Consider the following 13,821-nt stretch of genomic DNA (forward strand, 5'->3'; position numbering starts at 1 on the left):
TTTTTTTAGACCTGTAAGATAAATGTAAGCGGTAACATAAAAAGGGGGTGACTGTAGTTGTGCTTATTTGACAACAAGCAGGGCAGATCGAACTTATGATTATAAAAAATAATTTTAGATAAGGAGGACTTAATCCAATGGTCCGAAGAAAAGGTTCCATCCAGAAATCGATGTTTGTATCTTTCTTAGCGTTCCTTATGGTTATTTCACTAGCCATCCCCCCGGCGCCGATGCGCGCAGAGTCATCAAGCAGTCTCCCGGGTCGCCAAGCAGAATATCTTAACCGGGGTCTGGTTGCGGTTCTCGTAGACAACGGCGTTTTTTTAAGCTGGAGGTATTTAAACAACGATTCAGATGATGTCGCTTTCAATATATATAAAAATGGAACCAAAGTGAACGCATCGCCCATAAGCGATGTGACGAACTATGTAGATACTACTGGTTTCGACAGCTCGCAATATCAGATCTCCACCGTTATTGCGGGCAAAGAGCAAATGCAGCCGGAGGTTGTATCGGTCTGGCATAATGATTATTTGCCTATTCCGCTTGATAAACCGGCTGACGGCCGAACCAAGGACGGTGGAACCTACTCCTATTATGCTGGTGATGCTTCCGTTGCGGACTTGGACGGGGATGGCGAATATGAAATTGTCTTCCTGTGGAGTCCGAGCAATTCCAAGGACAATTCACAGGCCGGTTATACAGGCAATGTCTATATCGATGCCATCAAACTGGATGGCACAAAGCTGTGGAGGATTGACCTGGGAGTCAACATCCGCGCCGGAGCACATTATACGCAGTTAATGGTGTATGACCTGGATGGCAACGGAAAGGCCGAAGTTGTTGTCAAGACAGCGGATGGCACGAAGGACGGCCAAGGCACGGTCATTGGTGACGGCACGAAGGATTATCGCAACGAAGGCGGATACATATTGTCAGGGCCGGAATATCTCACGTTGTTTGATGGTGAGACCGGAGCGGCCGTATCCACCGTGGACTATGATCCACCAAGAGGCAACGTCAGCGATTGGGGTGACGGCTACGGCAACCGTGTAGACCGGTTCCTTGGCGCGATTGCTTATCTGGACGGCACGAAGCCAAGTGTCGTGATGAGCCGGGGTTATTATACCCGCACAGTGCTTGTTGCTTATGATTATGTTGGCGGGGAACTCGTCAAGCGCTGGACGTTCGATACGAACGAAGCAGGATCACAATATCAATCACAGGGCAACCATAATCTAAGTGTGCTGGATGCCGATAATGACGGCAAGGACGAGATCATGTTTGGCGCCTTGGCTATAGACGACGACGGCAGCTTAATGTACAGCACCGGACTTGGCCACGGCGACGCCATGCATGCCGGCCAGCTCGATCCGAACCGGGAGGGCTACCAGGTCGTAAGCGTCCATGAGCATTCGAATGCGGCATACGGATTGGAGATGCGCGATGCGGCAACAGGTGAAATCCTCTGGGGTGAGAAAACAGGTTTTGATACCGGCCGCGGGATGTCGGCGGACATTGATCCGAACTATCCGGGCTATGAATCATGGGCTACGAGCGTTACCAACGGGCAAAGTGTACCTGTAACCCATACCTATTCGGCGGCCGGAGAGGCTATCTACACTGTGGACGAAGGACCAAAAACCGCCAATTTCGCCATCTGGTGGGATGGAGATCTTCAGCGTGAGCTGTTGGATCATGAATGGGACAACAGTACAGCCAAAGGAACCCCGCTTATTTATAAATGGGATTACGAAAACAAAAAGCTCGATGAAATCTTCCGGGCGACCGGTACGTTAACGAACAACCACACCAAAGGTAATCCGGCACTTCAGGCGGACATTCTGGGCGATTGGCGTGAGGAGCTTCTGCTGCGGAGCGAAGATAGTTCGGAGTATCGTCTCTACACGACGACCATTCCTTCAGACTATCGCATCCCTACGCTGATGCAGGACCCTGTGTATAGACTTGGCGTAGCCTGGCAAAATGTATCCTACAACCAGCCGCCTCATACCGGCTTTTATCTTGGAGCGGAAGCTACAGCATTCCCTAAAGCCGATCTGGCGCTGACCCGTGAAGCAGAAATGCTGGAGCCGGTCTACCGCTTTAATTTCGGTACAGAGGCTGCGTCGGGAAGTACGAACATACGGGATACGCTCTACGCACAAGATCCGGGATACGGGTTCACGGATACGAACGGTATTACGGTAGGGTCAAACCAGGTTTCGGCCGCGGCAGGCACGACATTTGCCGTTGATCTGCCCAATGCGAACTATAAGGTGACGCTACGATTGGGCAATGATGCGAATGACTCGAACGTTGGAGTCAAATCCGAATTCGTCCAGAAGCTCGCCGTAACCAATGTGAAAGCAGGAGCACCGCTGGAGTATTCCTATGATATTGCTGTAGTGGATGGACAACTTGATCTTCTCTTCTCTGGTACAGCCATAGACATCCAAGACGTCATCATCGAGAAATATCCGGAGAAAGCGGCCGGTGCGGCAACGACGATCTATATGGCTGGTGATTCAACCATGCAATCTTACAGTGAAGTGCAGGCTCCTCAAGAAGGATGGGGCCAGCAGTTCGGACGTTATTTCTCCAATGGGGCAGTCATCGTGAACGATGCGATCGGCGGCCGAAGCAGCAAATCCTTTATGGTAGACGGTCGTCTGGATACGATCCTGCAACGAATTAAGCCGGGGGACTTCTTCTTCATTTCCTTTGGTCATAACGACGCCAGTGCAGGGATACCGGATCGTTACGCATCACCGGAGGACTACAAGACTTACTTAGCTCGTTATGTAAACGGTGCCAAACAGCGCGGTGCTACACCGGTATTGCTCACTCCGGTTGGACGCAGAGATTTCAATACAGTGACTCAGGAATTTAACGTCAGTTTCCCTGCATACGTTCAGGCCGCCAAAGAAGTGGCGGAAGAGCAGGACGTGCCGCTGATTGATCTCAGCAAGTTGAGTATTGCGTACTACGACAAAATTGGTAATACAGCTACGGAAAAAGTGTTCCTATATGCTAATCCAGGTGAATATCCAAAATACCCGAATGGAATCAACGATAATACCCATTTCAGCAGCTATGGTGCGCAGAAGATTGCCGGACTCGTTGCTGGTGCGGTCAAAGACATGGAGCTGAGCATCTCATCGCTGGTCATCGACCCGGATATTTCCGAACCCGAGCCAGAGCCGGAAGTCCAGCTATATGAGGAGGATTTTGAAGGCGACGCTGCCGGTTACCAGTATGCGATGGTCAATGCCACTGGTATTGGAGGAACCATGACGGGGACCGTTGTTGAACAGTCAGGAAATAAGGTGCTGTCCGTCGCGGGGTCAGGATCAGGCAATCGGGCCAAAGTATTCCGTCTGTTTGATGCCGTAAACGGCGATCAGGTGAACGTGAACTTTGACTGGCAATCCGGTAATGTGAGTGCCTATCCGTCAGAAGGCCATCTCACGATTCAGGATTCCAACGAAAATGCCCTTTTCACACTGTATACCAAAACCGGAAGCACCAAAATTCATTATTATGTCGGTGCATATAATCCGGACTACGGCACAGGAGATACGGCCATACCCGAAGGAGGAACCGCTACAGAGATTTCCAAGAACCAGTGGGTCAATGTGGATGCAACTGTTAATTTTGCCAAGAAAACATTGGATCTGACATTAACGAATCTGGCGGATCCGACAGTTACACAAACGATTGCAGATCTATCGCTGAGTTCCGGCGTATATGCAGACAACGTCAGAGCCATGCGGTTCCTGGGGACGAGAAAAGGCGGTGGAGGCACGCTGAACTGGACTACCCAGATCGACAACGTGCGGATTGAAGGCACTCAGCTTCCTTCGGAGGGCGGAGATCAGACTGCCTTAATCGCTCTGTACGATGAGATCAAAGTACTGGATCTGTCGGATTATACAGATGCATCAAAGGCAGTGGTGAATCGGGCTTTGTCAGCAGCCGAAGCCATATTCAATACAGAAGCCACTCAGGCTCAAGTTGACCATGCGTTTAACATGTTAACGGTTGCGAAGGATTCATTGACAAGTGAACCGAGCGAAGAGATAAGTGAATACAAATTTGACTTTGGTTCCGGCAGCGCAGCCGACGGATACATCAAAATAGATGCCAAAAGAGCATACATCGAAGGCAACGGGTACGGCTTTGTCGATACTGCGCTGACCAAAGATGAGAACCGGGAAACCGGGGATTTGCTCAAAGAGGATTTCACACGGGTAAACGGGACTTCCTTCCTGGTGGAGATGGAACCCGCTAATTACCGGGTAACGATGACCGTGGGAGATGCTGCAGAATCGACCAGTGTAAATGTCGTTGTGGAGCAGATGACAAAACTGCCGCTCACAACCATTGCGAAAGGCGAATTCAAAGAAATAACATATGACATTGCCCTGATTGATGGGGTCTTTAACTTCAACTTCACTGGAAATGCACCGAAGATCAATGCGCTGAAGCTGGAGCGCCTGCCAGATCACAGTGCAAGCGATAAACCGGTTATTTATTTGGCCAGTGATTCCACGGTGGCCAATTACGCGGAGAACTATCGTCCACAAGCAGGCTGGGGCGAAACGTTGGATGGATATTTTGATCTGAATGAAGTCAGTATTGATAACCGGGCAGTTGGAGGTTTGAGCAGCAAGACCTTCCTGGTCGGTGGACATCTCAACGATATTTTACTCGACATTCATGAAGGCGATTATCTGTTCATGCAGTGGTCTCATAACGATTCCACACCGTCCCGTCCTGAGCGTTATCTTACGCCCGAACAGTTTAAGGTATATCTGAAAGAATACATTGACGGTGCTCTGCAGAGAGGTGCGATTCCGGTTCTGGTCACGCCAGTGAACCGCCGTGACTTTACCGGAGAGGTGCTGAACAAGAGCTTCCCGGAATACGTACAGGCGATGAAAGAAACAGCGCAGGAAACGGAAACGCTGATCATCGATCTGAACCAAGCCAGTTGGGAGCATTTCCAGGAGCTTGGCACAGAAGGAACCAAATCGATATTCATGTGGGTAGGCACAACGGAAGACAATACACATTTGCAGATGAATGGTGCAATCAAGGTGTCTGAACTCGTGGCACGCCTTGTGAAGGAATTGAATATACCTCTATCTGATTTGGTTACGTTGGAAGGGGAATCTCCGGAGCAGGAGGCCCCACATACTACGGCAACTGTGGAAGGAGAATCGCAGAACGACTGGTATACTTCTCCGGTACAAGTAACCTTTACAGCAAACGATGAAGATTCCGAAATTGAAGGGACCTATTATCAAATCAATGGTGGCGAAACGGTGAGTGGCACACAGTTGACCCTAACTGAAGAAGGTACACATACCATCACCTACTGGAGCGTCGATGTCGACGGTAACAAAGAGAGCGAACAGTCATTGTCCATATCCATTGATCTCGTACCTCCAACCATTGAAATTCATGGTCAAACTGAATATACCATTGATCAACACGTGGAAATTGGCTATACAGCCTCCGATTCGGTATCCGGTGTGGAAGCACCAGAGGGTGTGCTCCTGGACACTCCGGCATATACACTGGAGCCCGGCCTGAACAAGGTTACGGCAACCGTATCCGACTTGGCTGGCTGGGAACAGACGGTAGAATATAGTTTTGGGGTCATTGCTACATTCGACAGCCTGATCAATCTGACCAACGCCTTTGCGGATGAATCGATCGATCCTAATGCCGGTGTTCTAGCTGATCAGCTCGCGAACACGTTACAGCAGGCACAACTGGCAGCAAACAATCTTGAAGGAGCAAAGGCGCGTCAACTGCTCACATCCTACGGTAATGATGTTCAGGCAGCTAGAGGAACTGTATTCACGGATGAGCAGACAAATGTGCTGCTTAAGTGGGAGGAATGGCTTAACAAAGCAACTCCGCTAGCAAAAGGGGCCCCTGGGACTCCAGTGCTATCTGACAATAACGGTTATGACACAGGGCTCAAAGACGGCGACTACACGGTCACGATGAATCTGTGGTGGGGCAATAATGGCAATCAGTTCAAACTGTATGAGAATGGTGAATTGATTAAGGATATTTCTCTGGTCGATCAATCCCCAACCGCACAGTCTGTTAAAGTGGATATTACTGGACAGAAAAATGGTACCTATATCTATACCGGGGAATTGATCAATGCACTCGGTACGACCATGAGTGCTCCGCTGACTGTCATCGTCACAGATGCTTCCCCAGGGCAAGCGGTTCTGTCGAATGACAACTGGGACGGTGACGGCAACTTTAATGTCACCATGAATCTGTGGTGGGGAACGAACGCAACCGAATATGAACTTTACGAAAATGGTGTATTGATCGACACACAATCGCTGCAATCTAATACGCCTAGTGCACAGTCTGCAGTTACCGCAATCTCTGGAAGGGCACCTGGAATCTACGAATATGAAGCTGTACTTCGCAATTCTTCAGGGGAAACCAGATCATACAAATTAAATGTGACGGTACGAGAGTAGACTGAAATGTTCGAGCATTCCATTAACAAGAAGTGTTTACAACTGAAGTAAGGTACGCATATAAAAAGTGCTATTCCTCATCATTTTGAGGAGTAGCACTTTTTATATGCGCTCCGTATGAAAGCGTTTGACTTATTTGAATATCAAACTATAATGATGAAAGGAAATTGGACTTGAACAGGATACAGACAGCGTGTCCGCTTGAATGTATATTCAGAGCAAGCTTCCATACGCAGGAGGCTTGCTGTTTCATTTTCAGAAGGAGAATAGGTCCATATGACACTTAAAAAAAGAATCTTTTTACTGTTCTTTCTCAGTGCGTTTATCCCCTTTATCAGTATCTTTGCGATTTCTTATTATACGATTGACTCCATTTTCGCAAATAAGATCGATGATGGCATCCGTAGCAATTTACAGCAGGTGACATCCTCACTGGAGAATTCCATCACCAATCTGAATCACGTTACGCAGCAATTATCTTACAGAGGTACTTTAGGCAAAAGAATGGATGAATTCTTGAACCCGTCCTCCGATATCTTCGAACTGATTGAGGCCAGGGACGAAATAAAGAACGAGTTAAGCGTTGTCACCTTCACCAATCCTAATATCGGATTGACCCTATATTACTTTCAAAAAGAAGGTACTACGCAGTTCGGCAACTTTCCAACCAAGGAACGTTTATTTCCCGAGTCTCTGCCTGTGCTCTTCCAAACCTATGGCATTAAGTACTATGGCCCCCATATCAGTATGAACCGATTTGATGATCAACTCGTTCTGTCTGCTATGCGAAAAGTACAACTGTCTGAAAGGAACGACGTGTACATTTACGTAGAATCGGGCTTTCGCCTTACACAGGATATCTTGGGCTACAATCAATACAACGGGGCATTATCTCATCTCATCCTGGATGGTAAAGGAAACATTGTGTACAGTGAAATTCCGGAAGCCATGAAGATAGGAGAGAATTTCACCAGCTTAACGGCTGATCCTGCCAGGGACGGAATATCCCGCGGGTATCACTGGTTCAAGGAAGATTCCTCACAGAAATGGAGTGTCGTATCGGTCATTTCGCAGGCTCAATATCAACAGGAGAAAAACCAGTGGTTGCTTCAAATATTGCTGGTTGCTTTATTTTTCCTCGGCTTTACGGTGTTTCTTGCATGGCTCCTGTGGAAAATGGTCTACAAACCACTCGGCTTGTTCCACTCGGAAATTAATGGGATGTCCAAGAATCCACAAACAACAGGGAGCCGAACTCGCACTCAGATTCCTGAATTTGATTTTCTGTTGGGTGAATTTTCGAATATGCAGCATCAAATCGGTGACCTCTTCAGGGAAGTGCAGCAGAAAGAGAAGATTCGTGCAGACCTGGAAGTGGAAAAACTGCTCTATCAGATCAATCCACACTTTCTGATGAATACGCTGGATACGGTGCACTGGCTGGCGGTCATGAACGGACAAGGGGAAATCGACAAGCTGGTACAGTCGTTGAACAAGCTGCTCTATTACAATCTGGGCAAATTAGGGCAAGTGTCCACAATGGAAGAGGAGATTGATGCGTTAAGGCAGTATCTGATTTTGCAGCAAATTCGATATGACTTTGAATTTGACGTCCGCATTACTGCAGATGAACAAGTGCTTCAAATTCCTGTGCCCCGCTTTATTCTGCAACCGCTGGTTGAAAATTCGTTATATCATGGATTGAGTGACGAAGGTTTTATTCAAATTGAAGTGACATGCACAGCAACATTGAACATTATGATACAAGATAATGGTGCAGGCATGACCGAGGAAACCATTCATAATCTGCTGAACAATCGTGAAGCTGAACAACAAAAAGTAGGGATGGGCATCGGACTCAATTACGTTCACCGCATGTTGAAGGCACAGTACGGAGATGAAGCACAACTGGTAATCGAGAGTGAATTGGGAACAGGGACAAGCATACTGCTCGTATTGCCTATTAAAGGAGAAGATATCCCGGCATGATTAAGGTATTGATTGTAGATGATGATAAGCTGGTACGTAAAGGCATTAGCTCTGCGATGCCATGGAACGAGTTCAACATGGAAGTCGTAGGCGAAGCAAGCAACGGGGCGAAAGCGCTGGATTTCTTAAATTCCCAACCGGTCGATCTGATGCTGACGGATCTTGCGATGCCGGTCATGTCAGGGATCGAATTGATGCGAGCTGCGAGGGAGCTCTATCCGGAACTTCATATCGTCGTGTTGACACTGCATCAGGATTTCGATTATATCCAGGAAGCGCTGAGGCTCGGAGCCATCGACTATATAGCCAAAGTGCAGCTGGAGAAAGAGCAATTCGAACATGTTCTGCATCGGATACATACCCGAATTAGCGGGTTGACGAGCACGAAAACAAAGGTGCCTTCACACAATGAAATCAACGTCCAGTATTCAAGTGTGTATGCACTAGTTTCGCAGGATCGCAAATCAGAACACAGGTGGCCAATGGAGTTAACTGCGCATGGTAATCAGATTCAATGGGAAGTTGAGCGAAATAGCTGGATGTGGGTAGCCCCCCAAAACGAAGAGGACCAACTATTCCTTCAATTAAAGGAATCCCTGAATCAAGTCCCCCAAAGTACGTTGTTGATTTTGTCTGATGTACAAGAGCGAACATGGTCGCAAATCAAAAACTGGATTATGAATTATACAGAGACGTCTTTGTTCTATGCATACAATCCCAATAACCAAGTCATTGCCGTTTCGATGAATGAGGAAGAGTCATTTTCAAAAGAACCGCAGGATGAAGACCTTGACCGGATTAAACAAAGTTGGTTCCAAACCCCATGGACCCACCACGACAGCTACTACAACCAGCTTATGGACCAGTTCAACTCATTACGATTACATAAAGGTCAGTTGATGGGATTGCTGTACTCAATCGTGATGGAGTGGAACCACCTTTTTGCCCAAACTACCCTTGGAAGAATCTCGATGATCCATTCTTTCGAGTCCTGGTACGAGGTTGAAGAATGGATCAAGCAGACTGCTGCAGGCATTCGAAAGGCCGATGAACAGATTTCGTATTCACAGGAGATTATCGATGCCGTGAAAAAAGCCGTAATGATCGTGCAGCAGGATTTGGAACAGGCCTATACAGCTTCAGCTCTCTCCCAACAACTCAACATCAGCCGAAGCTATTTCAGTCAATGTTTCAAGGATCTGATGGGGAAAACCTTTAATGAGTACTCCCGGTTCATCCGGGTAGAGAAGTCCAAAGAGTATTTGCTCAATACGAATAACACGATTTTCTGGATTGCGGAGCGAGTAGGTTATACAGATGAAAAATATTTCAGCCGGATTTTTCGTGAACTGACAGGTCATCTGCCAAGTGAGTATCGGCAGCTAGGCAGAGGAAATAAATAGCGAGCATCTGCCGCCAGCTTCCTGGTTTAGGAGTTGACGGCTTTTGTTTTTGATTAAACATAAGGGCAGATAGATGAATGTAAGTCAGTAGGTAGGGTATATGATCACAAGCTAACCAATGCTTCATGACACCGGTTGAAAACCGGATACATTTCTCTATCCAAACGACCGTACAATCCCTATCTCGATCAGTCTTCACTTCATTTTATAATGAAAGCGCAAACAAATATTAAATATCAGAAAAAGGGGAATCGAATTAGATGAGAACAAATTGGTCCATGAAAAGCAAACGGTTGACGAAGCGTCTGGCCGTGCTGTCCATGTCTGCCTTGATGGTTGCAACCCTCGCGGCATGTGGAGACTCTTCCAATCCTCCTACTGCAGAGGAAGCAGGCAAATATGAGGTAACGCCGGGAGATCCGTTCAGTGCCTATAAAGACGAAATCACCGTAACCATGGGACGGGTAACCACAGCCAACCCGAAACTGCCGGCTGGAGATACCTATGAGAATAACGCGTATACCCGGCTGGTCAAAGACACGTTTAACGCCAAGATTACAGATCAATTTGAAGCCAATGGCGAAGATTATAGTCGTCAAGTTTCACTCGCCATCGCATCCGGGGAATTGCCTGACATGATGCGCGTCGATTCCAAAGATGAACTGAAAGAACTGGTTGATAATGACCTGATTGAGGATCTGACAGCCATTTACGATCAATATGCTACGGATAACATCAAGCAGATGTACGATTCCTATGATGGACGTGCATTAGACAATGCGACGATCGACGGACGTTTGATGGGCCTCCCGGCGACTTCTCTGGATTCCGCACCAACGATGGTTTGGGTCCGTCAAGATTGGCTGGATCTGCTGGGGATTCAACTGGATGCAGACGGAGACGGCGCCATTTCACTGGATGAAGTGGAGCAAACAGCACTGGAATTCCTGAAAAGAGATCCTGGCCAATCCGGAAATCCGGTAGGTATTCCATTTGTGAACACGATGAATACAACAGATTATAATGGCTCTGCTTATACGATGCTGGGTGTGGCCTCAACCGAGGGAGCCTTCCCGCAATATTGGATGAATGGTGAAGACGGCAAAATCGTGTATGGTTCCACGACAGAAGAAACGAAGAAAATGCTGGGCACCATGGCGGATTGGTTCAAGGATGGTATCATTGACCCGCAATTTGGAACACGCACGTTTGATGATATTACTGCACTTTACGCCAATGGCCAAAGTGGTATCGCCTTTGGACCGTGGCATATCCCTGACTGGGGACTGATCAGTGCGAGACAGATGGATAAAAATGCGAAATTCTCAGCTTATACGTTGGAGGATGCAAACGGCAAGGTCAACGTGGCGCATGCCAATCCATCCAATCAGTTTATTGTGGTGAGAAAAGGATATGAACACCCTGAACTGGCTGTTAAGATTGTAAACCTGTTCTACGATAAACTGGCCAATGATAAAGATGTTGCAACAACCATGCCGGAAGCTGCCAAGTATCAGGAGACCGGGGTAGACGGTTCCACGAGACCGTTTAATATCGAAGTCAATTCGGCTACATCGCTGCTGGATGATTACTCTGACGTGGTTCGCGGAATTAAAGGAGAAATTACCCTGGATGAGGTTCGAACAACCGAATCGAAGAACAATATCGGAAGCATCAAAACCTATTTGAGTGACATGGATACGGATGACGTGACTGCGTGGTCAAAATATCATTCGCGGATCAACGGAGTTGGACTGATCGACAAACTGACACAAGAAAACAAATTTGTATGGATGACACCTGCTTTCTCTGGCACTACACCAAGCATGAAACAGACATGGGCCAATCTGACGAAGTTGGAACAGGAGTCGTTTATCAAAATCGTGACGGGTTCAGAACCGCTCGATTACTTCGATACATTCGTCAATAACTGGAAGAAACAAGGCGGTGATCAAGTCATTCAGGAAATTGAAAACGAGATCGCGTCGAAACAATAATATCCATGAACAGTGGCAGGGCTGCGATACGCAGCCTTTCTTCAGGAAAGGGGTTCATCCATGAAACAGGGGAATTTGAAAGCAAGAGGGCGGCTCAGCCCAGGTGCCATGTACCATATGATGATGCTGCCGGGCATTTTGTTTTTGCTTGTATTCAGCTATGTTCCAATGGTCGGCATCATTACGGCGTTTCAGGACTATATACCGGCCAAGGGCATGTTCGGCTCCGAATTTGTTGGCCTGAAGCATTTTATGTATATGTTCAAGCTGCCGGATATCGCGCAGGTCGTCAGCAATACGTTGGTGATCGCGCTTGGCAAGATTCTGCTCGGAACGATGATGGCGATCATTTTTTCCGTTTTATTAAATGAAATTCGTATCAAATACGTTAAAAAATCCGTGCAGACGATTGTTTATCTGCCACATTTTCTATCCTGGGTTGTACTGGCATCCGTTGTGGTCAACATGTTCAGTCTGGACGGTATTGTGAATCAAATGTTGGCGTTCTTTGGCTTGGAAAATATTAATTTCCTTGGCAGCAACACCTGGTTCCAGCCACTGATTATAGGAACAGACGTCTGGAAGGAGTTTGGTTATAGTTCCATCGTCTATTTGGCTGCAATTACATCGATAGATCCCGGTCTGTATGAAGCCGCAGGAATGGATGGAGCCAGTTGGTGGAGAAAAGTGTGGCATATTACATTGCCAGGCATGCTGCCTATTATTCTGCTCATGGGCGTAATGAGCCTGACCAACATTTTGAGCGCCGGTTTCGATCAAGTCTATAATCTGTATAACCCGGTTGTCTATGAGTCGGGCGACATTCTGGATACCTATGTTTATCGGATCGGTCTCGTTGGGCGACAGTATAGCTTCGGTACAGCTGTTGGTTTGTTCAAGTCCGTAATCGGTATTGTCTTGCTCTTGTCTGCCAACCAGTTGGCCAAAAAATATACGGACCGAAAAATATTCTAAGGAGGACAAACCTGTGTCCTATTCTGCAAACTTTAAAGATCGAATTGGCCGGTTTGTCATCTATGCCATCGTCATCATGCTGGCACTGGTCTGCCTTCTTCCGTTATGGAATATCGTTGCCATTTCATTCAGCAGCAGCGAGGCGGTATCCGCGAATGCAGTAGGCCTCGTTCCGGTCAATTTCACAACAGCAGCGTATACCAAAATTATTGATGATGCACAGTTCTGGCGTTCCTTTGGCATATCTGTTCTACGTGTCGCGCTTACCCTTGTGCTTAACATGATTCTGATTATTTTGATGGCTTATCCGCTATCCAAATCGAAAAGGGAATTTAAAGGCAGAAACATTTATATGAATATTATGATTTTTGCCATGTTGTTTAGTGGAGGGATGATTCCGAGTTACCTGCTGATCAAAAACCTGGACATGCTGAATACGATTTGGGCACTGGTTCTGCCAGGCGCTGTCCCGATATTCAGTGTCATCCTCGTGATGAATTTCTTCTCCGCTGTACCTAAAGCGCTTGAAGAGGCAGCATTCATCGATGGAGCGAATCCGCTTCAGGTCTTGTTCAAAGTGTATGTTCCCGTGTCCATTCCTGCGCTGGCGACAGTCGCCTTGTTCAGTATCGTGGGTACATGGAATGACTTCTTCAGCGGTTTGATCTACATGACCAAAGTCAGCAATTATCCACTAATGACCTATATCCAGTCCCTTAACGTAATTATTGCCGATTTGCTTCAAGCCGGAACGAATTCCAGCGAACTCAGCAACCTGACTGAAATTTCGAACAAAAACCTGAACGCAGCCAAAATCGTAGTCGCTGTTATCCCGCTATTGCTGATTTATCCGCTGCTGCAAAAATACTTTGTAACTGGCATTGTCGTAGGATCGGTCAAAGAATAGCGAGATGCTATGAGATGATGAAAATAAAA

At 47.1% G+C, this 13,821-nt stretch carries 6 protein-coding genes; all 6 read left to right on the plus strand.

Features of this window, described 5'->3' with window-relative positions; genetic code table 11:
• The first annotated feature begins 137 nt into the window (after positions 1–137).
• The 6 genes from M1D71_RS14375 (at position 138) to M1D71_RS14400 (ending at position 13,792) form a co-directional block, all read left to right on the plus strand.
• Positions 138–6,521, plus strand: coding sequence for a rhamnogalacturonan lyase family protein (locus M1D71_RS14375; RefSeq protein WP_458127024.1), 6,384 nt, complete (start codon positions 138–140; stop codon positions 6,519–6,521).
• Positions 6,522–6,797: 276 nt separating this feature from the next.
• Positions 6,798–8,510 (plus strand): histidine kinase, encoded by a 1,713-nt coding sequence (locus tag M1D71_RS14380; protein ID WP_458127025.1) that lies wholly within the window; start codon positions 6,798–6,800, stop codon positions 8,508–8,510.
• Positions 8,507–9,913 (plus strand): response regulator transcription factor, encoded by a 1,407-nt coding sequence (locus tag M1D71_RS14385; protein WP_458127026.1) that lies wholly within the window; start codon positions 8,507–8,509, stop codon positions 9,911–9,913. The genes M1D71_RS14380 and M1D71_RS14385 overlap by 4 nt, the downstream gene beginning before the upstream one ends.
• A 260-nt stretch (positions 9,914–10,173) precedes the next feature.
• Positions 10,174–11,910, plus strand: a complete 1,737-nt coding sequence (locus tag M1D71_RS14390) for a sugar ABC transporter substrate-binding protein (protein WP_458127027.1) — start codon at positions 10,174–10,176, stop codon at positions 11,908–11,910.
• Between the two features lie 60 nt (positions 11,911–11,970).
• Positions 11,971–12,885 (plus strand): ABC transporter permease, encoded by a 915-nt coding sequence (locus M1D71_RS14395; protein ID WP_458127028.1) that lies wholly within the window; start codon positions 11,971–11,973, stop codon positions 12,883–12,885.
• Positions 12,886–12,898: 13 nt separating this feature from the next.
• Positions 12,899–13,792, plus strand: a complete 894-nt coding sequence (locus M1D71_RS14400) for a carbohydrate ABC transporter permease (protein WP_458127029.1) — start codon at positions 12,899–12,901, stop codon at positions 13,790–13,792.
• Positions 13,793–13,821 lie beyond the last annotated feature (29 nt).

This window comes from Paenibacillus sp. Z3-2, from assembly GCF_054161325.1.